The sequence below is a fragment of the Paenibacillus sp. FSL K6-0276 genome, from assembly GCF_037977235.1.
Classification (GTDB): domain Bacteria; phylum Bacillota; class Bacilli; order Paenibacillales; family Paenibacillaceae; genus Paenibacillus_AQ.
This window is the reverse complement of the sequence record NZ_CP150276.1, coordinates 3,970,747-3,994,899: the sequence shown is the minus strand read 5'-3', so window position 1 is coordinate 3,994,899 and position 24,153 is coordinate 3,970,747. Positions and strand designations below refer to the sequence as shown.

19 protein-coding genes and 1 pseudogene are annotated in these 24,153 nt (G+C 40.9%); 17 read left to right on the top strand and 3 right to left on the bottom strand.

Translation table 11 applies throughout. From position 1 onward, the window contains the following. Positions 1–300: 300 nt before the first annotated feature. From MHH52_RS18810 to MHH52_RS18775, 8 genes are all read left to right on the top strand, one after another. Positions 301–1,026, top strand: coding sequence for a class I SAM-dependent methyltransferase (locus MHH52_RS18810; RefSeq protein WP_340003995.1), 726 nt, complete (start codon positions 301–303; stop codon positions 1,024–1,026). Positions 1,027–1,096: 70 nt separating this feature from the next. After that, the gene (locus MHH52_RS18805; protein ID WP_340003994.1) at positions 1,097–1,693 is read left to right on the top strand and encodes a chorismate mutase; all 597 of its coding nucleotides are present in this window, start codon (positions 1,097–1,099) and stop codon (positions 1,691–1,693) included. Next, complete coding sequence (gene cysC / locus MHH52_RS18800) at positions 1,690–2,274, top strand: adenylyl-sulfate kinase (protein ID WP_340009733.1); 585 nt, start codon at positions 1,690–1,692, stop codon at positions 2,272–2,274. Before MHH52_RS18805 ends, cysC begins: the two co-directional genes overlap by 4 nt. Before the next feature lie 18 nt (positions 2,275–2,292). Continuing rightward, complete coding sequence (locus MHH52_RS18795; protein WP_340003993.1) at positions 2,293–3,072, top strand: SDR family oxidoreductase; 780 nt, start codon at positions 2,293–2,295, stop codon at positions 3,070–3,072. 286 nt (positions 3,073–3,358) lie between these two features. After that, positions 3,359–4,063 carry a class I SAM-dependent methyltransferase gene (locus MHH52_RS18790; protein ID WP_340003992.1) on the top strand — a complete coding sequence of 235 codons (705 nt, stop codon included), beginning with the start codon at positions 3,359–3,361 and terminating at the stop codon, positions 4,061–4,063. Between the two features lie 19 nt (positions 4,064–4,082). After that, positions 4,083–4,835, top strand: coding sequence for a DUF4184 family protein (locus MHH52_RS18785; RefSeq protein ID WP_340003991.1), 753 nt, complete (start codon positions 4,083–4,085; stop codon positions 4,833–4,835). 205 nt (positions 4,836–5,040) lie between these two features. Continuing rightward, positions 5,041–6,279, top strand: coding sequence for an ATP-binding protein (locus tag MHH52_RS18780; RefSeq protein WP_340003990.1), 1,239 nt, complete (start codon positions 5,041–5,043; stop codon positions 6,277–6,279). A 147-nt stretch (positions 6,280–6,426) separates the two neighbouring features. Further along, positions 6,427–7,050, top strand: a complete 624-nt coding sequence (locus MHH52_RS18775; RefSeq protein WP_340003989.1) for a YetF domain-containing protein — start codon at positions 6,427–6,429, stop codon at positions 7,048–7,050. On the opposite strand, the gene MHH52_RS18770 is transcribed toward MHH52_RS18775, so the two are convergent. Together MHH52_RS18770 and MHH52_RS18765 are read right to left on the bottom strand one after the other, a co-directional pair. Continuing rightward, positions 7,037–8,446, bottom strand: coding sequence for an MDR family MFS transporter (locus MHH52_RS18770; RefSeq protein ID WP_340003988.1), 1,410 nt, complete (start codon positions 8,444–8,446; stop codon positions 7,037–7,039). The two genes, MHH52_RS18775 and MHH52_RS18770, sit on opposite strands and share 14 nt — an antisense overlap. 87 nt (positions 8,447–8,533) lie before the next feature. Then, positions 8,534–8,959 (bottom strand): MarR family transcriptional regulator, encoded by a 426-nt coding sequence (locus MHH52_RS18765; RefSeq protein WP_313639376.1) that lies wholly within the window; start codon positions 8,957–8,959, stop codon positions 8,534–8,536. A gap of 211 nt (positions 8,960–9,170) precedes the next feature. Between MHH52_RS18765 and MHH52_RS18760 the strand changes: the two genes are divergently transcribed. From MHH52_RS18760 to MHH52_RS18730, 7 genes and pseudogenes are all read left to right on the top strand, one after another. Further along, on the top strand, positions 9,171–9,788 hold the full coding sequence (locus tag MHH52_RS18760; RefSeq protein ID WP_340003987.1) for an AraC family transcriptional regulator: 618 nt from the start codon (positions 9,171–9,173) through the stop codon (positions 9,786–9,788). A gap of 73 nt (positions 9,789–9,861) precedes the next feature. Next, a pseudogene (locus tag MHH52_RS18755) lies at positions 9,862–11,091 on the top strand (multidrug efflux MFS transporter). Next, the gene (locus MHH52_RS18750) at positions 11,063–11,656 is read left to right on the top strand and encodes an isochorismatase family protein (RefSeq protein WP_340003986.1); all 594 of its coding nucleotides are present in this window, start codon (positions 11,063–11,065) and stop codon (positions 11,654–11,656) included. Before MHH52_RS18755 ends, MHH52_RS18750 begins: the two are co-directional and overlap by 29 nt. Positions 11,657–11,922: 266 nt before the next feature. Continuing rightward, complete coding sequence (locus MHH52_RS18745) at positions 11,923–12,441, top strand: GNAT family N-acetyltransferase (RefSeq protein ID WP_340003985.1); 519 nt, start codon at positions 11,923–11,925, stop codon at positions 12,439–12,441. 148 nt (positions 12,442–12,589) lie between these two features. Next, the gene (locus MHH52_RS18740) at positions 12,590–14,095 is read left to right on the top strand and encodes a hypothetical protein (protein ID WP_340003984.1); all 1,506 of its coding nucleotides are present in this window, start codon (positions 12,590–12,592) and stop codon (positions 14,093–14,095) included. Positions 14,096–14,107: 12 nt separating this feature from the next. Continuing rightward, complete coding sequence (locus MHH52_RS18735) at positions 14,108–14,866, top strand: DUF6063 family protein (protein WP_340003983.1); 759 nt, start codon at positions 14,108–14,110, stop codon at positions 14,864–14,866. Continuing rightward, positions 14,853–19,334 carry a hypothetical protein gene (locus tag MHH52_RS18730; RefSeq protein ID WP_340003982.1) on the top strand — a complete coding sequence of 1,494 codons (4,482 nt, stop codon included), beginning with the start codon at positions 14,853–14,855 and terminating at the stop codon, positions 19,332–19,334. The genes MHH52_RS18735 and MHH52_RS18730 overlap by 14 nt, the downstream gene beginning before the upstream one ends. Positions 19,335–19,563: 229 nt before the next feature. On the opposite strand, the gene MHH52_RS18725 is transcribed toward MHH52_RS18730, so the two are convergent. Continuing rightward, positions 19,564–21,024 carry an ATP-binding protein gene (locus MHH52_RS18725; protein WP_340003981.1) on the bottom strand — a complete coding sequence of 487 codons (1,461 nt, stop codon included), beginning with the start codon at positions 21,022–21,024 and terminating at the stop codon, positions 19,564–19,566. A gap of 206 nt (positions 21,025–21,230) precedes the next feature. Here MHH52_RS18725 and MHH52_RS18720 point away from each other — a divergent pair, with 206 nt between their 5' ends. Both MHH52_RS18720 and MHH52_RS18715 read left to right on the top strand, forming a co-directional pair. Further along, positions 21,231–21,953: an MOSC N-terminal beta barrel domain-containing protein gene (locus MHH52_RS18720; protein ID WP_340003980.1), complete on the top strand. Its 723-nt coding sequence runs from the start codon at positions 21,231–21,233 to the stop codon at positions 21,951–21,953. 89 nt (positions 21,954–22,042) lie between these two features. Beyond that, positions 22,043–24,118 (top strand): serine hydrolase domain-containing protein, encoded by a 2,076-nt coding sequence (locus MHH52_RS18715; protein ID WP_340003979.1) that lies wholly within the window; start codon positions 22,043–22,045, stop codon positions 24,116–24,118. Positions 24,119–24,153: the final 35 nt, after the last annotated feature.

Sequence of the window (24,153 nt, the reverse complement as noted above, 5' to 3'; positions counted from 1 at the left end):
TCGGCCAATTCCTTGACCGTATTTTTTGAAGTTATTAATTCTAAGTTGATAGATTTTTCTAATGCTATATACAAATTGCTTCTGCTGAGAAAGAGTTTAACAACATTTAGGGTAGGGAATTAAGCACCACATCAAGTGGAGGATCATATATTTCATCAAGTTACATTCTAAAAAATGTTACCATCGAGGTGTTTTTTTAATGATAGGTTTAAGTAGCTAAATGAGATTATCGGTAGTATAAGGTTGTTTTAAATGCTAAAATTACCCAAAAGTATTTTCTAACAGTAAGGAGGTATTCTTTTGGATTACAAAGGGTCATCGGTGTATGACAATGCGGATTTTTTCTATAACTATTTATTGAGAAGAAACAGAGAGGATAGCCCAAATAACATTATTGAAAAGCCGGTTATATATGATCTTATGGGCGATGTACTTGGGAAAAAGATGCTCGATTTAGGATGCGGGGATGCTAAGTTCGGATATGAGTTGCTTGAGCAGGGATGTAACTTTTACGAAGGTGTGGAAGGTTCAAGTAATATGGTCAAAGCGGCAAAAGAACTGTTAAATACATCTAAAAGTAAGATTCACTATGCTACTATGGAGAGTTGGAATTACCCAAAAGAGAAATATGATTTGGTAATCTCTCGGTTGGCTATTCATTATTTACAAGACCTAAAACCAATCTTTGATAGTATCCGTAGTGCGCTTATCCCTAATGGTCAGTTTATTTTTAGTGTACAGCATCCGGTTCTAACATCATCCATGAATAGTGCAACAACTTCAGAAAGAAAGTCGGACTGGATCGTCGATAACTATTTTGAAGTCGGTAAGAGAATGGAGCCTTGGATTGGAGAAAGTGTAGTTAAGTACCATAGAACTTTTGAAGAGTATTTTCAGTCACTGAAACATGTTGGATTTAAGATAGAGGATATTAGAGAATGTAAGCCAAATTCCCAGTTTTTTAATAGTGAAGGAGAGTATAAGAGAAGGATGAGAATCCCACTTTTCTCGTGTTTAAATGTATAAAATAATTTGTCGAAGTAACGCTAGTCTAATGAGTATATGAATTCAAAGAAATGCAATAAGGAGGACTGAGATGAAACACATGACATTTATACGCCCCACTGAGCATTATGATCAACAAATTATTGAGATCGATGAGCAGATTTGTGCACTAATAAAACAACGTAAGGAACGTTCGGATAATAATCCAGGATTCCCTCCTTTTGAGTATATTTCTGATTGGGCGGCGAAGTTTGAACTCTACGAGGATTTCTTGAAAGCTGTATTTGGGACGTTATTTAGTGAAGATCATTTTAAACCGATGGTTGAGCCTACTGGTTTTAGAAAACATATTGCTGTTCTACAATCTATTGAGGCAGATGAGTTCTTCTATACGCTGACCTCTATACGGCAATACAGTAATGCAAGTGTTATCACGCTTAGTATGGATTGGGATATTACCTCTGAATTATATGCTAATAAACCTAACCATTTTGAGCTGTATATAGGAGAAGCGTATGACTGTCGAATGACGAATGGCGGAAGTTCATCAGGACATGCAGCCTATAACTACGTAGTATCTCCCCCGCTCCCTGACGATATCTCCGGTATTAAATTAGAGTTCAAGGAATTTAGTGTTCCCTTAAAGAAGGATGGGACAGGCACTGGAATTGTGTTTAAGCTAGAATAACTATACAAAGTAGTTTAACAATAGAATCTAGCAGGAAGAGGTATATGTCTATGAATCAAATGATATGGCTAACTGGGCTATCGGGTTCAGGTAAATCTACGCTTGCTGAGGAACTGAAAAATCACATTGAGAATTGCTATATTCTGGACGGTGATATATTGAGGAGAGGCATTAATCAGGATCTTCAATTCAGCGAAAAGGATCGATTGGAAGTAGGAAGAAGGATTGGCGAGATTGGCAAGATATTGCTTGATGCGAACTTGAATGTGATCGTCGCCTCGATCTCTCCGTATCGCTCCACTCGAGACAAAGTCCGTTCTCTGATTGGAGAATCGTACTTGGAAGTATATGTTCAATGTCCCTTGGAAGTGTGTGAAGTGAGAGATCCGAAAGGACTCTATAAACAAGCGCGAGCTGGGCAGATCAATCGTTTCACTGGTATTGATTCTCCTTATGAAGAGCCTGAACACCCAGATGTTATCGTAGAGACGGATAAGCTGTCCATAGACGAATGCGTATTGAAAATCATTCAAAGCTATTCAGCTATGCAAAATAGAGAGGGTACCTATCCTCTTAATTAATGAATGGAGGTATTATTGATGAACTCATTGAAAAATAAAATAGCAATCGTTACTGGGGCAAGCAGATCCACGGGGATCGGAACAGCGATATGCCGTTCGCTTGCAAGTCAGGGTGCAGATATCTTCTTTACACATTGGCATCTTTTTGATGAAAAAGAAGGGAATGGTGGAGAAAAGGAGTGGCCAGAACAACTGTGCAAGGAATTGAAAAGCTTGGGAGTCAGAGCAGGGCATATGGAAGCAGATTTTGCCAATCCTGAAATCTCGTTAAAGATTATGGATCAGGTAGAGCAATCTTTAGGAAATGCTTCGATTTTGATTAATAATGCAGCTTATTGCGTACCTACGAATTATCAGAACCTGAGTATTACATCGTTAGATCAACATTATGTAGTAAACAATCGTGGAACGGTTTTACTCAGCACTGAGTTTGCCAGAAGGTTTGAAAAGAATCATTCAAAGGGGACTCCAGGTAGAATCATCTTTATGGTTTCAAAAGGCCCCGATCCTGATAACTTGGCGTATATAATGACAAAGGGTGCATTAATTGGTTTGATCGAACCACTCTCTGTTGGTTTGGCACCTCTATATATCACAGTCAATGGTTTTGATCCGGGTCCTACGGATTCTGGTTGGATAACGGATGAGATGAAAACTCACTTTTTGCCTATGTTTCCAATGGGAAGAATCGGCTTACCAGAAGATGCAGCTAAAGGCATTAATTTCTTAGCGAGTGATGATTCGCAGTGGATTACGGGACAAGTGATAAAATCTGAAGGTGGATTTCTAGGGAAATAATTGTATAGTTTAATGTACATTTTGGAACAAACCTTCATGTATTGATCGATGTTTCATACGAATGAAAGAAACCGTTACTTCAGTTGCAAGTAACGGTTTATAACTATTATCTATATTCCAACAGCTCAATTACAAAAGAAGCACTCGAATGAACACAATAAAAAACTTGAACAGATAGAAGAAAATCAACAGGTCATTATTTTAAAAACAAGAAGTCAGGTAAATGAATTCATTGAACGGCTAGAGAAAAATAAACATGCTTGATGTAGAAAGCTCGAGGTGTGATATGGACAGAGTAGCGAATATTAGGACGGAAGAGAAGAAATATCATGATATGTGTTACGATAGTTATAATTTGTTCGAACCAGGTTCCTGGCTACATAGACCCGTACAATCGGTAATCGATCTCTTAGAAGAGTACACCGATCAAGAATACTTAAGTGTACTAGATTTAGGATCTGGGATCGGTAGGAATAGTATACCCATAGCGGAATCCATGAAAAATAGGAATGGCAAGGTTGTTTGCGTAGATTTATTGGAGTCGGCCATAGAAAAATTAGAGAGTTATAGTCAGAAATTTGGGGTCGAACCCTTTATTGTGACAAGATTATCAGACATTGAACATTTCGTTATCGATCAAGAGGAGTATGACATTATTTTAGCAGTGTCTTCCTTGGAACATGTAAGTTCGGAAAAGGTACTTCACAGAAAACTTAATGAAATGATTTGTGGAACAAAAACAAATGGGACCAATTGCATTATTATCGGATCGAACATACAAGAGGTAAACCTTGAAAATGGACAGGAATTAGATCCAATGTTTGAAGTGAATTTATCTACAGAAAAAATGATGGAATTATTAGTTCATCAGTATACTGGATGGGAAGTTCAACAACGACTTGTAAAACAATTAGAATATGAAATTGAAAGAAAAGGACAAACTGTAAAACTGACAACAGATTGTATAACCTTTGTTGCTAAGAAATTATAATAAACATTAGGAGATAGTTATGCCTTTTACTTTTGCTCATCCTATTTTTGCACTTCCGTTTAAATATGTGAAACCAAAATATTTTAGTGCTACAGGCTTAATACTAGGAAGTATGTCGCCTGATTTTGAATATTTTATTATGCTTGAGCCCTATCAAAGTATAGGGCATTCTGTAACAGGACTATTTTTGCAGGCGATTCCGCTGTGTGTGATCATTGCACTGATTTTCCATTTTATAATTAAAGAGATTTTAGTATTGCATCTTCCTTCAAACTATAATATTGATCAACGAGCATACAATACCTTGAGCAAGTGGAGTTTGAATTCTAAGGGCTGGGTAGTGTTTAGCCTATCTGTGATTATTGGTTTCTTAACTCATGTGTTCATCGATGGATTTACACATTTTAATGGTTATTTTGTAGAGCTATATCCTCCACTAAGAGATTTAATGATTTATAATTTCCCTCTTTATAAAATACTGCAGCATTCTTTTTCGGTATTCGGATTACTCATGATAACCTGGATCATAGGTAGTTCTTTGTATCGACACCATGAAACAGTAACGACAATACCAGTGGTATCTACGAAACAAAAAAATATGTTCTGGACATCAGTAGTTGTTGTAGCAGTTGCTTTAACCAGTATGAAGTTACTTTTTAGTTCGAGCAGGAATATAATCGGTATTCTTGTGGTTTCGCCTATAACAGGGACATGCTTAGGAATATTACTAACATCGATCATCATAAGAGTGTTACAAACAGCAAAACAATAAGAAAAGAGTCACTAGATCAACCGTATGAATATGATCGCTTCATGAAAGCATCCATTGGGTGCTTTTTTTAATATTATTTTAGAAATGGTTGAGAAATACATAGTTAATAGGATGGACTTTACTTATAATATTACTTTAGCGTATTTTTCCAGTACGTTATCAAAATCTTTATTTAAGCAACACTAGGCTGAAAGGAAGTTATCCCTTGTTTGAGACTTTGCTTTTGAATTTCTTGTTTTTATTGTTTCCAATCTTAATTTTTCTGATTTTCTTTGAGAATCGAGCTTTTGCTTACAATAGTAAGATTCTAGTTCTACTGTCGGCAGTGACCATGTGTCTCTGTATAGCCAAACCTTTTAAACTCGATATTGGCTATATTTTTGATTTGAGATATGTCCCGTTTATTATTGTGGCTCTTTTTGGTGGATACATGAGCGTTCTACCCCTATATATCATTTTAAATATCTATCGATTCTATGTGGGGGGAGAGGGGACGTTACATTCTTTTCTTTTTGCCACTGCAATCCTGATTTTGATACCGTTATATAGTAAAAGGTTCTTAAAACTAGATTCAAAGGGTCGCATCATCGCGGCAACAGGGATTGCTTTTCTAACAATGGGATTTTACCTATTAATTTTAAGTTTTGCACAGGGGACGTTAAATAGAGAATTCTGGATTCTTACCTTGAATGCCTTTACGACGCATGTCGGAGTGATGAGTATCAATATGATTTTAATAGAAAAGATTATCACCAATATTAAGAATCGCGATCGAATTATGCAATCGGAAAGATTAAATGTCGTCAGCGAGTTAGCAGCTAGCGTATCACATGAAATAAGAAATCCACTTACGGTGACCAGCGGCTTTTTGCAGCTGTTGAATAAATCGAAAACGATGACTCAAGAGGAGAAGGGATTTATAGAGTTATCTTTACAGGAGCTACAGAGAGCTGAAAAAATTGTGAGTGACTATCTTTCATTTGCCAAGCCACAATCCGACAATATGGTTTACTCCAACATGAAGGCAGAATCAGAATATACTAAAAATATCATCATGCCTTTTGCCACCATGCACAAAGTAGAGGTCCAATTTAGTTTTAATAATTCGTTAAATAAAAGTTACGATCGGAACCAGATTCAGCAATGTCTAATTAATTTGTATAAAAACGGTATTGAAGCGATGAAGGACACAGAAGGCGGCACACTATTTATCAATATATCTGAAAAAAAGCAAAATATAATGATCAGTATTAAGGATAACGGAGTTGGCATGACTAAGGATGAAATATCGCGTCTCGGTAAGCCGTATTATTCGACCAAAGCCGAAGGGACAGGACTGGGAATGCTTATGGTCTACAGTACCATTGATAAAGTGAAAGGAACTATTGAAGTCGATAGTGAAAAAGGCAAAGGAACAACATTTCTAATAACTATCCCTACTTAAGCGAAAACATGCCAAAGAGCACCTATAGCTGTTAATGTTTATACTCAACTAGGAAAGTGTAATACCTCTCATAATTGGATTTTGTGTAAAAAGGCTACGAGCCTGTGTGAATCCATCGGGAGGTGCAGCTATGGAGGTTTTAGCCAATTGACACCACTCGATTTCCTATCATCATTGATTTTAAGTGAATTTGTTGGTAATACAATATACGATGATGAGGTGAAGATCTGGCATCTGCTGTTTGCTCTATTCATCTGGACTGCCTTGGCTTATTTGTTTGAAAAGGCGACTACCCATTTTGTGAAGTTTGGGAACATGGCGGAAGGTCGGACGGTGTTGCTAATTGACGATGGCAAAGTGAATCAGGATTTGATGGAGAAATACGATATTGAGTTAACCCAACTACTGTTCATGCTGCGGCAACAAAATATTTTTTCTCTAAGTGAAGTAAAGTATGCCCTGCTCGAGACGAACGGCTCTCTGTCGGTTATGCGCAAGTCTGAAGATGAGCAGTCGGAGCAGTCTTCTGCTTTTTCCATTACAATTATTGATAAAGGTAGGCTCCTGGAAGATTCCATGCGTGGCAGACCGATGAATAAGATGCAGATTCAGAAATGGGTCAGGGAGCAAGGTTATAAAAGCGTTGAGGACATTACTTATGCTGAATACAAGGTAGACGGATCACTTTATATCATAACTAAAAACAGAAAAAATATAGACAGCGGACAGCTAATGTCCACTGTCTTTTTTGATAAAATTAATAAACTCTAGCACGCTTAACAAATAACGATAAAATCAATCCGATACCTGCAATTGCTGCGATAAATAAGTATGCATGTGTAATTCCAGCGGTTAAAATTTCAGGCTGTGCAGCGGTTGGATGTGTACTAGCGAATCGTGTTTGTCCGCTAGACATTAGCGTAACAGCGAACGTCGTACCAAGGGCACCTGCGATTTGCTGAAGTGTATTCATGACAGCAGCCCCATCCGGATAGTATTTCACGGGTAATTGATTTAAGCCATTGGTTTGAGCGGGCATAATGACCATTGCTAATCCGATAAACATTGCGCAGTGTATTAAAATAAAGGTCAGGCTACTGGTTTCAGTAGAGTTGCTTGTAAATAGAAAACCTGCAATTGTTGCGATGGAGAATCCAAGCGGCAGCAATAATTTCGGGCCGAACTTATCAAATATTCTACCAGTAACTGGAGCCATTGCTCCGTTAATCACACTGCCTGGAAGGAGTAGAATGCCTGCAGCTGTCGCTGATAACAATAAACCTCCTTTTAAATATAAGGGTAATAAAATTGCAGAGGATAAAATGATCATCATTCCTAAAAAGACCATTATCAATCCTATTGTAAACATGGGATATTTAAACACTCGTAAATTCAGCATCGGCGTTTCCAACTTAAACTGTCTTAATACAAACAGGATTAAGCTGATGATACCAACGATAAGAGGCAGATAGACAATGATTTCACTTAAAGAATGATCAGCGATGTTGCTAAATCCAAATACGATGCCACCAAATCCGAAAGTAGAAAGCAGGATGGATAAAATATCTATTTTAGGCTTAGAGATGTTGGCTACATTGTTGATGAATGTTAATCCGAATCCAAATGTAAATAATAATAAAGGTAAGCTGATCCAAAAGATAAACTCCCAGCCCAAATGATCCACGATCAAACCAGATAAAGTTGGCCCGATGGCCGGTGCACACATAATGACCAGTCCCATCATCCCCATGACAGTTCCACGTTTATGTGCAGGGAAAATAATAAGAATAATGTTCGTCATTAGGGGCAGCAACAAACCAGTTCCCAAGGCTTGCACTAAACGCGCAATTAATAATGAAGTGAAATTAGGGGAGAGGGCAGCCATTAATGTACCGACGATAGATAATAGCAAGGAAGCTGTGAATAATTGCCTAGTGGTAAACCATTGCATTAATAGGGCGGATACAGGAACGAGGATTCCTAATACAAGTAGATATCCTGTTGTTAGCCATTGAACCGTTGAGGCGTTGATTGAAAATTCATCCATTAAGTTGGTAAAAGCCATATTTAAGGCGGTTTCACTAAATAGTCCGACGAATGCACCTAGCATAAGTGAGAAGGCCATTAGGGCGGGACGTTTAACTTGAACAGTTGCTGTTGATTCCATGATAGGGATAAACCTCTTTTCAGAAATGGATTTGCATTATTTTTGTACAATAGATGATATGTCAACTATAGGGTAAGAAAAATGCTTTTATGCCTCTCTTACATTATCCTGCACACGAGTTAACAAAGTCTTTAGCGTTGAGTAATCCGCAGGAGATAATCCTGTCGCGATAACTTCGTTTAATTTAATCGTCACCTCATTTATTGTAGCTTCTAATTTCCTGCCTTCTTCTGTTACAAAAACATTTACCGAGCGACGATCTTGCGTACTTGTTACTTTATGAATGTAACCCTTGTTTTCTAAGCTAGCGATCATCCGGGCAACACTGGCTTTGTCCTTCCCAAGTTTATTAGCAATCTCGTTCTGAGATAAACCCTCTTTCTCAAGCAACAAAGCCATAAGTAAATGTTGTTCAGGAGCAAGTCGAACAGGGGCAAGCAATTTTGTTAAATAATTGGCTATTTCTAAATGTAAATCGCGAATAACTAAACCTAGCGGGTCTTTGGAATCCATATGATCACTCCTAATGAAAAAAAGATGATATATCAACGTTATGGCTTGTTCATATTACATAAATTAATTCATACATGTCAAGTTAAAGAACAATCATGTTAATAATTCCTCGGTACTAGCTCACGAATAGAAGATCTATTACATATGGGGGATTTTATGAATATAAATAATTTATTTTTTCACATTCTGTATTGTAACTACAGATTCTTCAATGACCCCAAGAGAAATTGGAGCAAGCTTGTTAGAACCCGTTCATTTCAACTATGCGAAGGTGAGCATGAACGAGGAGAAATGGGGAATTAATGGTCATGTGGAGACACTCCATCTTCAAGATGTAACGGAATTGAAGGATTATTATCAGGTGGGAGATATCTTCGGTAAAATGATTCAGAGCTGGAATACTAAACTGCCAGGATATGAGTTTGTAGCAAAGACTTTATTACAGCAGCTAATCATCGCGATTGTTCAAAATACACAAAAACAAAGTCAAAATTACTCCACTTCCTTAAAGGTGGAAAAAATCATCAACTATATGCATCAAAAGATAAATCATAAAGTGACCTTGGGTGAATTGTCTGACATGGTGCAGCTGTCACCTGCTTATTTGTCGAGAGCGTTCAAAGAGATTACAGGTTATTCTATCATTGAGTTCTTTAATAAAATGAAAATCGATAAAGCCAAAGAGCTGATTCTCGAAGGGGACATAAAAATCAAAGAGGTTGCGCAAGCCCTTGGATTTACGGATGAATTTTATTTCAGCAGAATTTTTAAAAGAATGGCGGGTATCAGTCCCTCGGAATTTCAGAGCAAAAATGTCCATGGAGTTTAGAATAATGCATGGTATAGAGCCAATCTGACTGTTAATATGAGGTTGTTATTGTTAGCAGAAGGAAGGCTTTTTTATGTCCATGTGGAAGAGGAATTTAATCGTTTGCTGGTTTGGTATGTTTGTAACGGGTGTAGGTATGAGCCAGATCGCGCCTGTATTACCGCTTTATATTAAGCATCTTGGCGTTGACAATCCCGATTCCGTTGCTCAGTTTTCTGGCATTGCTTTTGGGATTACCTTTATCGTTTCAGCCATATTTTCACCTATTTGGGGGCTGGCGGCAGACAGGTTCGGACGGAAACCAATGCTTTTGCGGGCAAGTCTTGGAATGGCGATCGTGATAAGCTGTATGGGTTTTGCACCTAATGTGTATGTATGAATTGCGCTTCGATTATTACAGGGCACGATTACGGGTTATAGTACAGCTTGTACAACATTAATTGCAACTCAGACGGATAAGGAACATGCAGGATATGCTTTAGGGACCCTTTCAACGGCTAGTATTGCTGGATCTTTGCTTGGCCCAACGATTGGTGGTTTCATTGCAGAGAGCATGGGTTTACAAAGTTCATTTTTTATTACGGGTGGACTGATGCTGATTGCCTTCATTACAACTGCTTTGTTCGTGAAGGAATCTTTTCATCGTGAAGATAAAAAGACGCTTAGTATCAAAGAGGTCTGGAGCAGTGTTCCAGAGAAAAGCCTAACGCTTACCTTGTTTGTGACCTTCTTTATTCTAACTGTTGCTTTATACTCTGTAGAACCGATTATTACGGTATATGTTACTCAGCTATCCAAGAGTGCTGGTCATGTGGCTCTGCTTGCAGGGATGACATTCTCAGCTTCAGGGCTGGCTAACATTATTGCTGCTCCAAGGCTTGGCAAGCTGTCTGACCGAATAGGTGCTCAAAAAGTTATACTAGTTGCGCTTATAGCTGCAGGACTTCTATTCATCCCACAAGCGATTGTTCAGAACCCTTGGCAGTTAATGGGTCTACGTTTTCTACTAGGATTAGCGGCAGGTGGGTTAATACCTTCTATTAATATCCTCGTTAAGAAAATCACACCGGATTCTCTTACAGGTAGAGTATTTGGCTTTAACATGTCGGCAGGTTATCTAGGCACATTTACGGGTTCGGTTCTAGGTGGGCAAGTGGCAGCCTGGTTTGGGATCCGAGATATATTCTTTATTACAAGTGTTTTGTTATTGATAAATGCAGGCTGGGTTTATTTTAAAGTGTATAAAAAACTAAGCTTAAATGGGAGAGAAGACAATGGAAGACTTAAAGAGATCAGAAACTGAATGTATTGATACAAAGAAAACGGCACTGGTTGTAATCGACTTGCAAAATGGAATTGTTCACAGCCCGAATAAAGCTCCGCATTCAAGTACGCAGGTAGTTCAGAAAGGCAGCAGTTTAGTCCAAGCCTTCACTGAAAAAGGTGCATTTGTAGTACTTGTAAAAGTATCCTCGTTAGATGGACAAGATATGTTAAGACCTCATACAGATTTGAACAGGAATGCAGCATCCTTTCCTGAAGGCTGGGATACCTTGGTGCCGGAATTAGATCATTTCAAAAATGCACATGTGATATCTAAACGTCAGTGGGGGGCATTCTTCGGAACGGATCTTGATTTACAGTTACGGCGCCGTGGTATAGATACGATTGTATTGTGTGGTATTTCTACATCAATCGGTGTAGACACGACAGCTAGAGAAGCTTATCAGCTTGGTTACAACCAGTTTTTTGTGGAAGATGCAATGACTGCTTCTACAAAAGAGGAGCATGACTATGTGTGTAAAACCATTTTCCCTAGGATCGGCAAGATTCGGACCACGGAAGAAGTAGTATTGGCTATAAAATAGAATGTCGGAGGCCAGTGCCTAAAGGTGCTGGCTTTTTTATGTTCATGTGGACTTGACTACACAAGTTATAATATTCTTGGATGTCTTGTTCACTAACCCAGCCTATCGCGAAAGTAACTAAATGAGGTGGAACTATTTGTAGTACATTAATTAAAATTCATCGGCAGGACATTCCGAAAGCCGCCAGGGTTCTGGCAGAAGCCTTCGCAAAGGATGATCCACTTTATCAACATATTTTGCCTGATGAATCAACCAGACTCCGAGTATTGAATATTTTTTTCCATCGCTATATTGAGATGCTCTTTCCTTATTCGGATTTACTAACGACGTCAACAGATTATGAAGCTGTCGCCTTGGTGTTCCATTCGGAGCGTCAGACGGGGACATTGATTTCGAACGTCAACTATATGAAACAAATTGGCCTTGCGATTCTCAAGTGTTTACCGATTTGCCGAATCATTGGTGTGCGAGGGTTTATTCGAGGATTATCCATTTTGCAGTATGAGCTCCTTATGGTTATCGATGTTTGGAGATCAGAAGTATATGCATTTGGATATGTTTGTAGTGCAAGAACGTTACCGTGGGCAAGGTATGTATCAAAGATTATGATGCCGCTGCTCGCCGAGTGCCGCGAGAAGAATGCACTATGTACATTAGAGACACAGACGCCAAATAATCTACCCATCTATGAGCATTATCAGTTCCGCACGGTCAAGGTGATACCCTTACCAAACAGCGCACTAGAGCAGTATTGTATGGCATTTACTCCAGATTCTGCTGAGTAGAAATACATGGATAGAAGCTATTATTTTGTTTAACAAAAAATAGCATAACCTTCGAAGGATTGATATAATAGAAACATATATTCGCGTACTTCAGAACCCTATACGGATGTATATGGGTTTTATTTTATTTGGTGAGGATGGCAGAAAGATGAATTGGTCGGATTTTGGCGAACGAAACAAACGATTGAATCCCCTATGGAATCTGGGGGCTGGCATGAACCTTGGCGAAATTCAACCTTACAAAGAAATGGTGTCTTTAAGCATCTTGTTGCAAGTCTATTATCTGGAACTAGAATCTAATGAGAGAAGATCCAAGGAAGATATTATAACGCTGGCTTGGACTGCGCTGGAACGCTTTAATATCGCGAATCTCGGGACTACCGAATCGGTAGGACGTTTGGTGGAAGGCCTGCTCTGGAGCGGGAATGGTGGGGACTTCGAATCGAATTATTATGATGATGCGGCCCGGCAAATGTCCGTGCAGAAATATAAGTATTTCACGGTGGACGAGGATGCGACCCGCAGCAGTTGGGAAGAGAGTGGCAGAACGATCTATCGCCTCTCCGAATACGCAATGGAGCTCATTTTTATGAGCCATGAGATTATTGAAGAGTTCCAGATCAGCATCAAGCTACTCGAGATTCAGATGCATATTAAGCATGGACGTGTAACTCGGGCACTTCAGGATGTGAATGAACTGATCTCCCGGGTGCGGAAGATGACTCAGCAACAGCAGGAATACCGGAATGCACTACGCCGCAACCCGAAGCATATTTTTAGTGAATTCGGAGTGGCTCGGCATCAGCGACTCGAAGAAATTCATCAGCAGTTCGATGAAGAACGCAAGCATTTTGATAATATTCATCGTTCTCTGGCCCGGCTAGCCAATGACGAGAAAGATGTGATCGACTTCAATGAGATTCGTATTCTTTCCGAACGAGTTGAGCTCTCTAGGCGTGTACACGATGAGCTGGCCGAGATAGTCTTGAACATTTTTGAGGTGGAGACTAATTTAAGATTGAACTTCCCTGAATTATTCTGGGGAGCTGCCGGCTTTAACTTCCGTACTCATATCTGGGAGGAATGGGTTAAAGAAGAGGGGCTGCCAAGCGGCGACAGCCTTGAACTGCTACTCAGCGGATTGTTCGCTCCGAATCAGGATTTTGTTTATCCACTTCCCTGGGCTTGGGAGGAGCAAGAGGTTGGCTTTATCCCGGATGTTGTGATGGATGAACTTGATGATGAGATAAATACTGAGATCGTTCAATATATTCCTAAAGGGATCCCGTGGGCGGAAGTCGTTGAACTTTGGAAGCCTGTGTTCCATTCGCTTGTTCAGCGAGGAAGCTTTACGTTTACTGCGGAGGCTTTTTCCGCTGAAGAACTAACCAGATGGGCACGCACACCGGATGCTATTGATCTATGGGTGCAGTTTTTTCATTCAGAGATTACTGTACAAGAACAGGCTCCAGAGAACAGCAACGGATCTGATGAATGTCAGTTGCTAATCCGGTATGTACTTGCGGGTGAGCCTCAACTGGACAGCTTGCGCGGCAAGGTACTGCGGACGAGCATTGCTCCAGAACCAGCCTCAAGGGTACGGTGCGCTGGCTTGGATATGAGTCCATTTACTATTACGATCGTGGAGAGGTGAGAAGTTACTAACATGAGTTATACATTAGAACAGGTACAGCAAGCTTCACGGCTATTTTTTGAATTACTCCGTAAAAAGGTAATCCCTCTCGATGATCCCGCGGCTGCTGAATGCCTTCAGGATACAGGAACCTATGATGCGCTTGAATATGTTGCTAAGGAAGCAGGCTGCCGAGTGATGAATTCCGGACACCGCCTCCATCTGCTCGTCAATCCACTCGGGTCAGTGTTCGCCAGCAACTTTACTCAGTTGAAGAATAAATATTCACGAATTGAGCGCAAAACTCATTTACATATCATTAATATCATCATCCTTGTTTTTTTGGCTGAGATGGATCAGGACGAGACTCACTTTAAGTCCGGGCAGGACAGTATGTCCTATATACAGATATCTGATCAGGTGTCTTCACTTTTTCAAGCGTGGATGCAGATGGATGATGAAGGCCGGTTTAGCCAGCAGTGGCGGTTGGATATCCAAGCGATGTCGAAGGTGTGGACTAATCTCTATATGCAAACTAAGAGTCAGGAAGAGAGCGATCTTCTAACAAGAGGTGCAGGCTCACGAATTGGGCTGATTCATGAAGGCATGAAGCTCCTGGAAGAGGAGAAACTCGTGTTCATCTCGGAGTCAGAGAAGCGGATATTCCCGCGGGAAGAGCTTTATGAGAGAATGCGGTATTTATATCATGATGTCGACCGGTATCAGGAATTAAAGAATCTCATCGGACGAACTTTAGCTGAGAAAGACGGTGCTACTAATGCCGCGGATTGAACGCATACGAATTACAGGACTTAAATACGAGAAAATGCTCAAGAAATATGATGATATGATTCTGGACCTCTGCAACGAAGAAGGGCCGGCTAATACGCTAATTACGCTTATGAATGGTGGTGGGAAGGGCGTACTCCTGCAATCCATATTTCAGTTATTAATGCCCAAAACGCCATGGGGAAAAGACAGTGAGAACCAGGTTGAAGCTTTTTTCCATAACCATAAAAAACAACTTAAACCTTACACCTTTCACGTAGCTATCGAATGGCACCTCGATAATAGTGAGCGTAATGAGTATATGACGACTGGTATTGCTATGACGGCACATAACTCGCTGGATCAACAGGATATTAAAGTGGATTACCTACTGTACGCACTTACAGATTATGGCGAAGCGTCTGAACTTACCCTTTCGACGTTGCCACTCTTTGATGAAGAGACTGCTGAACCTACGAGTTTTGAAACGATCCAGCAATTTGTGCGAGATCGGCGGGGGGAAATTGTACCTTTCGGTAGCCATAGCTCGGATTTAAAAAGATATTATGATTTCCTGGCTACTCGAGATATCCATATCGCCGAGTGGCGCAATATGCGACGGATCAATGGGGAAGAGGGCGGTATCAAAGGTTATTTTAAAAAGAATGATGCTTTTACCAACCATAACTTATTCGAAAAGCTAATTATCCCTGAGATAGGCTCCAGTCTGAATGAGGGACTGAGAGAAGAAGACAATACGCTGCAGCGGATGTTTATTGACACGGCGACAGTAGCTCAACGCCTACCGATGCTTGAACAGCGGGAACAAGTCTACACAGAGTTTCTTGGCATGGCTGCACCTTTATACGAGCTGGTGAAGCTAGGAGTAGAGGCAGAGAGTGTTGTTCAAGAAACTGAACTTCGTGGACGTCAGATCTATACGGTTATTCATGAAGAACAGAGAAATGCGGAAGAAGAGCGAAGTAAGGTTGGTAATGAACTGGCTGGTCGTTATCAGGATGCGAAGCAATTGCGATTTGAGACGGACAATCTAAAGTATTTGCGCAGCAAGGAAGAAATGGAACTGAAACAAGAAGAGTTCAAAAAGCTTAGTGATGATCAGAGACGTGCACGTGGACGGCTGGACGATTCCAAGACTCAGGAGAAAAAGCTTGAAGTGGCTCATTTCTTAGCTAAACGTATGCTCCACACACGACAAATTGAGCAATGGCAGAAAGAAATTCAAGCGATCGAAGGATCTCTGGAGATGAAAGAACGTCAAGAGGTCATTCAGACTGCTAAAGATAAGCTTCGTAAACAATGGGATGTGGTGTCTAGCCTCTGGCAACAAACGATCAGAGGATTTGGAACAGCGGAGCGAGCACTGACGACTGAAGAAAAAGGTCTGCGCAAGGAGCGGGAGAGCTTCCTGTTGGAGTTAGCAGGTCTGGATATCCAGATTAATGAATTGACGTTATCGATCCGTCAATATACAGAAGAACTCGGAACATTCGCAGCTCAGCATGGTCAGGAAGCTGCACATGCTCCGGTGGCGGCGCTTCAACGTACGATTTCAGCTGCCAAAACGATACTTCTGGATATGGAAGTGCTAGAGGAACAGCATAAAGAGGCAGAGAACCAAAAGCTGGCACTGCATAAGAATCATGCCGAGCTCAGCGAGAAACATCGCTCTTATGAACGAGAGGTAGACGAGCTCGGGGCACTGCTTGATTCGCAGACCTATAAAGAATCACAATTATGGTCACAGATTGTTGTTCTGCTGGAAATGTTTGATGAACATAATCGTTTGGGAGCTACTGGCCTTTTTGAAGAGCAGGATACGATTCAACTACGATTTATCCGAAAAATGGATGAAGTGGAGCAGCAGACAAAACGTTCCAGACGAGATTACTACAATCAGCTTATGGACGTGGAACTTCAAAACCAATCCTACTGGCTGCCGAATTCAGATATTCTCGCGGTCAAAGATACACTCGATTCGCTCAAGATTCAATCTACACCGGGCAGTTCCTATTTAAATGATCGTCCATACCTTGAACGTGAGGAAGAACTAGAGCACCATCCACTCCTTCCTTATAGTCTGATTGTTACCCGGCGCGAAGCTGATAAAATCAAACCGGATTTGCTGAAGGACACACTGCTGAAATCAGCGGTGCCGATCTTTATCCGTGAAGAGATGGTAGCTTCAGATCCAGTATCTTTTAAGCTTTTAGCTAACCAAGGGCCACAAATGGTACTGCAGCCAGATCGTTTCTTAGTTTTTAAAAGCGGTATTCAGACGAAGCTCAAGGAGCAAGAACAGGTGCTGCAGGATGCTGAAGCCTATTTATCGAAGTTGAAATCTGTGCGTCAGGAATATGAGCGGTTATACCAAACGGAGAACACCAAGACGATTACAGCGAAACGGGATGCTCTTATTAAACTGCAGAATGAACTTCAGCAGAGCATTATCAATCTAAGCAACGAGATGGATGAGAATGAGGGAACGCTTACTCGAATCGGTCGGGAGCTCTCCGAGAATAAGGCTCTTAATGCAGAGCATGAGCAGAGAGCTGTAGCGCTGCAAGCCTGGATTGAACGTACGAAGAAGCATGAGCAGGATCAAAAGGAGAAGAAAAAGTATACTGAACGTAAGAGCCTGGTGAGCAAGGAGTTAACGAGTAAAGACCAGCAACTCGAACATCTTGAAGCGCAGATGGTAAGCCTTAGCGGAGAGCGTGAGAAATGGACGGGAGATGCCAAATACGCACTATTTCCTAGACTGCAACATTGGTTTCCCGAGATTGTATTTCCGACATATCACCAGCTTTCGGATGATATGGAAGCCACACCTGTAGATCCAGTAGAGCAGAATCTTCTCTTGCAGCAGCTCAGTACCGTTGAAAGTCTGCAGCAATCGCTAACCGAGAATGAGTTAGAAGTTCGGACAAGGGCTACACAGATTAAAGCGGCAAGTGAGAATCTGGCTGAGCTTGAATCCAGTCTGAATCAAGTCGATGTGAACTGGTGGAAGGTGACAGAACCTACGGAATCGGCCGACTCCATTATGGCTGCAAGAAATCGCCAAAAGTCGGAAACGGCTTCGTTAGAAGAAGATTACCAGATGGTTCACGACTCTTTCATCCGCTGCCAGACCGAATTGGAGAATTTGCAGAAGGAACTGCGAAAAGTAGAAAAAGGAATCAAAGAGAAACACGAGCGTGCCGTAGAGATTTGGAATGAAGCGCTGGAGCAAAAAGAGGCAGACATTCAGGAGCGTTTCCAAGAGAATGAGATCATGCTTAACCAGTGTAAACGATCTTTGGAACGAATGGATGCGCTCCTTCAGACGTTATCCAATCAGATCAAGATTATGAACGCACATATTGAGGATCGGGTTAATCTACGGACTGTGCCAGAAGAATTAATGCTGAGCGTAAGAGAAAGCTGCGAGTCTCTTGTTGCTGATTGGCTTCTACGCATTAAGGATAGCTGGGTTAGACGGGACGAGGTCTCCAGAAAAGTGAAGGAAGAGAAAAATTCATTAACCGGAAAACTTGCCAAGAACGAACGGAATTCTGAACTGGAGACCAAGATTCTAGATCGTTTAAATACGGTTCATTGGGATAACTTTGCTATTGCTCAGCAAGTCCTAGATTCGATGTTACGTAGTTCACGGGATCAGATTGAGAGCATTCAAAGCGATAAGGAGGATATGGATCTGTCCCGCAAGATGTGGGTAGCTCGGGCTTCTTATCGTGTAGTACAAATCATTGATATTATGAAGCGAATGGAACGTCGGATGATTATTCATAACGAGAATAATTATGCCTTCCCGTTGGTACGCCTGAATTACAAGAATATCAATGTACCAAGAACAAGCGATGAGGTAGAGCCGATGGTGAGCGACTATTTCAATCGGTGTATCCATGAATTGCTCTCAAAATATCCAAAGATTGAACAAGTGCCAGCATTGGTAATCAAAGAGGTTATTAATGATGGACGAATCGTCTATGCAGCGCTTCAGAATCGCTTCCCGATTCTTCAAGTATATAAACCGGTAACGGAAAATTACTTCCTCTACGCCTCTCCGGAAGATTATCATTATTCGGACTGGGAGATCATCAATCGCGGTGCGCTGGATGAGGCTGTCGGCAGTGGTGGACAGCGCCAATCTGTACAGCTGCTGGTAGCAATGATGATCATGACGCATAAACGTGTAAATCGTGAGAACAAAGGGTGGACGGTCTTTTTATATGACAATCCTTTCGGAGAAATGGTTTCCAATAACGTGCTTGACCCCGTATTTGAAATTTCTAAGGCTCTCAAATTTCAGTGGCTAATTGTTACACCACCGGAGCTAGTGAAGAATGACGTCAGCGTTCGCTTTGGTGTGTACTGGCAACTCTATTTCGGAGGTGTCAAAGGGGACATGCTAGAGTCCACCCTAGTCAAGGGAGGAAGAAAGATCATTCCTGTTTCGCTTTTTTGAACACTAGCATCCATAATGAAAGAAGCTCCAGCAGCATGATGCTGCTAGAGCTTCTTTTTGTAATCTAGGAGATGAATGGTTATTTAGGTTTGCGTTCAGAAATATATGAACCGGTTAGCGTCAAAAAGGTTCCCACGAGTCACTGCTACACCTAATTTTCCAGTAATATATAATCATTATAGTGTGGAAAATAGGAGCGTTCTTGCACGATGTTGCGGCACTTTATGTACTACATCACAGTTTCTTCTGGCTCTAAAATCGTTGGAATGATTACGGTAAAAGTGGTTCCTTGCTCAGGTATACTTTCTACAGTGATCGATCCGCCATGATTATGTACAATATTCTGTGTGATCATAAACCCAAGGCCTGTTCCTGTTTCTTTTGTCGTATAAAATGGTTTGCCAAGTGCTTTGATCTGTTCCTCTGTCATCCCGCAACCTTCATCCTGCACACTGATTCGGGTTTCACTTTCATTTGTAAGAACATGAATATAAATGTTTCCCCCACTATTCATTGCTTCCATCGCATTTTTAAGTAAATTAATAAACACCTGTTTCAGCTGATAAGCCTCGCCATTGATCCAAATGGATTGATCTGCGCAGACAGGGAGGATCTTTAGGTTTTTCAGTGCAGCTTGTCCATTCATTAATGTGGTGACTTGTTCCAGTAAAGACAATAAATCCACAGGTTTACTGACATGCGTCGTTTGTGGCTTGGATAAGACCAGCAGTTCGTTGACAATAAACTCGATGCGTTTCAATTCTGACTCAATAATGAAGAAATATTTATCATTCATACGCTCAGAAGAGCGAATCAACTTCATAAATCCGTTAATAGCCGTAAGTGGATTCCTGATTTCATGAGCGATTCCCGCTGCTAATTGCCCTGCGGTGGACAATTTCTCGGATTGGATTAGTCGTTCATCTTCCAGCATTTGCTGAGAGATGTCTTTAAATATTCCAATAAATGCTCCGTTACCATTGAAGGTAATCGGTAATGTGAATCCATCCACATATTTCTGCTGACCATTTAAGCAATTGATTAAGTAGCAGACAGAGCCTATCGTATTACCGCTGAAATACCTTTCCCTTCGCTCTTGGAGGATTGCATAATTGGAAAGGTCTACAATATTAGTAGTAGATATACCCAGCACTTGATCCAGGCTCTCCGCGTGGATTAATTGTAAGCCCGCTGAATTCGCATACTGAACAATCCCATTCGCTGTAATAACGACGGTTAGAGGTAATCCCTCTAGCAGTTGCAGGAATGAGTTCTCTTTTTCAAGTAGACTGTTTTCTGCATCCTGTAGCTGAGTCTCCATTTGCCTGATCATCGTCTTATTCTCGAATTGAGTAAAATAATATAGGGGTGCACCATTGCCATCCGAAATGATAGATACGGAGACTTCTAGAGACAAGAGGTGTCCAGTTGGTTGGAAGTAATCCTGTTGGAATCGATGCGGATGAATGTTCATGGAGGAAGGAGTTCCAAGCTCAGCAATTTCATGGATCTGATCAAGAAGCGTCCGGACGGATGGAGAGGGTGTTAATAACTCGTTATGATCATACCCCAAGAGGGTACTTAAGGCAGAATTCCATTTCAGGAACGTTCCATCAAACGAAACAAGAGCCATTCCAATCACAGCATGATTAAAGGCAAAGTCAAAACTTTGGAATTCATTGGGCCGCACTGCAGTTCACCTCTCATATTCATTCCACCATATGTAATAGTCATAGTATAAAACATATATTCCCAGTAAAACATACATTTTTTAATGTTATTGAGAACCGGTCGGAATAGCTATGTGTTGCTGTGAAAATAACGATGTAAGAGTCAAACCAAATCAGGTAGAATGGGAAGATACGTTGCATTTTAAGAAAGTGGAGGCGTTGTGCCGTGCAATCAATCGTTGGTGAAATAACAGAAATAAATCGTTATCCAGTCAAGTCATTCGCGGGTGAGCAATTGGAAACCTGCATGATTGAAACTTATGGTATGCTTGGTGACCGTTTCTGCACCTTTTATGATGAGTCAAAAGAAGGCTGGTGGCGTTACATAACGGCTAGAAATAGTCCAAATATGCTTACCTATCAAGCACAATACATCAATGGAGAAATTCTTGTAACTGCATCGGATGGACGAACTTTTGGTTGGGACAAAGATCTATTGGGAGAAATTCAAAGTCAAACTAAAACGCCAATCTCCATGTCTAATTTAAAAGCCTCACATCCCCAGCCTGAGCATCCGCAATTATTATCAGTGGATGGCGCTAGTATTCTACTGATTACGGATGTCAGCTTAAAGAAGCTGGAGGCTGCGTGGGGACATTCATTGGATCAACGACGGTTTCGCGGTAATTTCGTTGTAGCTCTGAACGATGAAACTTTTTTCGAAGGGGATTGGATCGGGCGGCAACTCAGTATAGGGGATGCACAACTACAGGTAGATAGTTTTTGTGAGAGATGTATGGTCATCACGATGGACCCTGATAGTCTTGAAAAGGACCCTACACTGTTGAAAAAACTGAACAAAGAGTTTGATTTACACTTCGGAGTGTATGCTTCTGTAGTTAAGACTGGGCAAATTCGAATCGGAGACAAAGTAGAATTATTGGATTAAATAATGATAATGATATAAACTTCCTTTACATTCCCATATGGATAATTTACCCTTTAAAGGAATGAATAATTCATAGCGGGAGGGTATGTATGAAGAAGAAAATAATATCCCTGTTGATGGTATCCCTACTTTTAGTAGTGTATCTTCCTACGAATGCTTTAGCAGCGGATAGTAGCAAAACGCAAACATACGTGAACACTCAGAAGGTGGTGGCAGAGAAGGCAGCATTCTTAACGGAAAAGCTAGGGACGACAAGTCTCCAATATGCGCTCATTGATGGAGATAATATCGTGGTAAGTGGCCAATCTGGATATAGCCACGTGGAGAGTAAGACAGCACCAAGCATTACAACGATGTATGGAATTGGCTCGACGAGTAAGATGTATACGACAGCTTCTATTATGAAGCTCGTGGAACAAGGGAAAGTTGATTTGGAGGCTCCCGTCGTAACTTATTTGAATAATTTTACGATGGAAGATTCACGTTATAAGCAGATCACCGTACGAATGCTGCTGAATCATTCATCAGGTCTTGGGGGTTCGAACTTTTCAAACGCTTTCTTATTCAATGATTCTGATCCTATCGCCAAAGATAATTTGCTAGCGACTTTGGCAACACAACGCCTAAAGGCAGATCCAGGCGCCTACTCAGTATATTGTAATGATGGATTTACGTTGGCTGAGTTGATTGTTGAGAAAGTCAGTGGAATGGACTTTACTACATTCATTCATCAAAATTTCATAGGACCATTAGAGCTTGATCATACGAAAACACCAGTTGATTCTGTAGATTCTAGCCAACTGGCAAGTGTCTACAATGCTACCTACTCAGGTGCTTTACCACAAGAGACAATTAACGTGATTGGAACAGGGGGTATCTATTCCACTGCTGAAGACTTGGTGCGTTTTGCAACTATTTTTACTGGCGAATCGGAAGGTGGGATTCTGTCAGAAAAATCTGTGAAAGCGATGGAGCAAGAGGAATATAAGCGTGGAATGTGGCCTAAAGGAATCGATAATTCCTTTGCGTATGGATTGGGCTGGGACAGTGTGAATTTATATCCATTCAATCATTACGAGATCAAGGCTCTGACAAAGGGCGGAGATACAAGTCTGTATCATACTTCACTTGTCGTGTTGCCAGAACAGCGGATGGCAGCAGCTGTGGTATCTTCAGGTGGATCAAGTACAATCGATCAGATGCTTGCAAATGAAATATTGCTCAGTGCCTTACAAGAAAAGGGGATTATTAAGGAACTGAAACCTACACCTACATTTAAAGCTTCGAACAAAGAGGCTATGCCGCAGGAAATGCTGGATTATGCTGGTGTCTATGCTGATTCTACACAACTGATGAAGATAGAGATTAGTAAAGTTGGGGAATTGAGTATATCTTCGATTATGGTACCCACGTTACCAGCTCAGAAATTTTCATATAATACGAACGGTGAATTCTTAGATGCAGAGGGTACTAGTAAAGTTAGCTTTGTGAAGGAGAGCAATGGTCGTATCTATCTTTGGAGTCAAGGGTACGGGGTGATTCCAGGACTTGGTGAAACTTCCAGTACTCAATATGCAGCTGAGAAGCTTGAACCGAATTCATTATCCAATGAGATCACTTCTGCATGGCAACAACGTCAAGGGAAATTGTATTTTGATGTCAGCGAGAAGTACAGCTCACAATATTACATGATTATGCCAGTAGCTGGAATCGCTATGTTCCCAGATGCACCAGGCTATATGGGCTCGAATAAAATAACTGGGCCAAATAAAGCAGAAATGACAGTGCAGATTCCAACATTAGGTGGGCGTGATCTTTCGGATATAATTTTTGAGACGAAAGATGGTGTAGAGTATTTAAAGGTTGGCAATCAATTGTTTATACAACAGGATGCCATTAAACCTATCTATGCAGGCCCGCAATCATTGGTAACCATCCAAGCAGATGGATATGCGAGATGGTATGAAGTACCTGAGACAGCATCAGGTAAGTTGATGACAGTAGAACTACCATCTAAAGGTTCTTTTGCTGTTTATGATGAGAATGGTGTGTGTGTAAATTTCTCTACTGTCAGTGGTCTTACGCAAGTTAAACTTCCGAGTAACGGGAAAATTGTATTTGTAAGCGATGTGGGTGCGAAGTTTGAATTGACAATCAAGGAGTAATAAACGATTCAATATATATTTAAAAAAAAGAATCC

Bases quoted from the DNA above. Each gene is read 5' to 3' on its own strand.
- MHH52_RS18805 (WP_340003994.1), top strand. From the start codon at position 1,097: ATGAAACACATGACATTTATACGCCCCACTGAGCATTATGATCAACAA.
- MHH52_RS18795 (WP_340003993.1), top strand. From the start codon at position 2,293: ATGAACTCATTGAAAAATAAAATAGCAATCGTTACTGGGGCAAGCAGA.
- MHH52_RS18790 (WP_340003992.1), top strand. From the start codon at position 3,359: ATGGACAGAGTAGCGAATATTAGGACGGAAGAGAAGAAATATCATGAT.
- MHH52_RS18785 (WP_340003991.1), top strand. From the start codon at position 4,083: ATGCCTTTTACTTTTGCTCATCCTATTTTTGCACTTCCGTTTAAATAT.
- MHH52_RS18770 (WP_340003988.1), bottom strand. From the start codon at position 8,446: ATGGAATCAACAGCAACTGTTCAAGTTAAACGTCCCGCCCTAATGGCC.
- MHH52_RS18765 (WP_313639376.1), bottom strand. From the start codon at position 8,959: ATGGATTCCAAAGACCCGCTAGGTTTAGTTATTCGCGATTTACATTTA.
- MHH52_RS18760 (WP_340003987.1), top strand. From the start codon at position 9,171: ATGACCCCAAGAGAAATTGGAGCAAGCTTGTTAGAACCCGTTCATTTC.
- MHH52_RS18750 (WP_340003986.1), top strand. From the start codon at position 11,063: ATGGAAGACTTAAAGAGATCAGAAACTGAATGTATTGATACAAAGAAA.
- MHH52_RS18740 (WP_340003984.1), top strand. From the start codon at position 12,590: ATGAATTGGTCGGATTTTGGCGAACGAAACAAACGATTGAATCCCCTA.
- MHH52_RS18735 (WP_340003983.1), top strand. From the start codon at position 14,108: ATGAGTTATACATTAGAACAGGTACAGCAAGCTTCACGGCTATTTTTT.
- MHH52_RS18730 (WP_340003982.1), top strand. From the start codon at position 14,853: ATGCCGCGGATTGAACGCATACGAATTACAGGACTTAAATACGAGAAA.
- MHH52_RS18715 (WP_340003979.1), top strand. From the start codon at position 22,043: ATGAAGAAGAAAATAATATCCCTGTTGATGGTATCCCTACTTTTAGTA.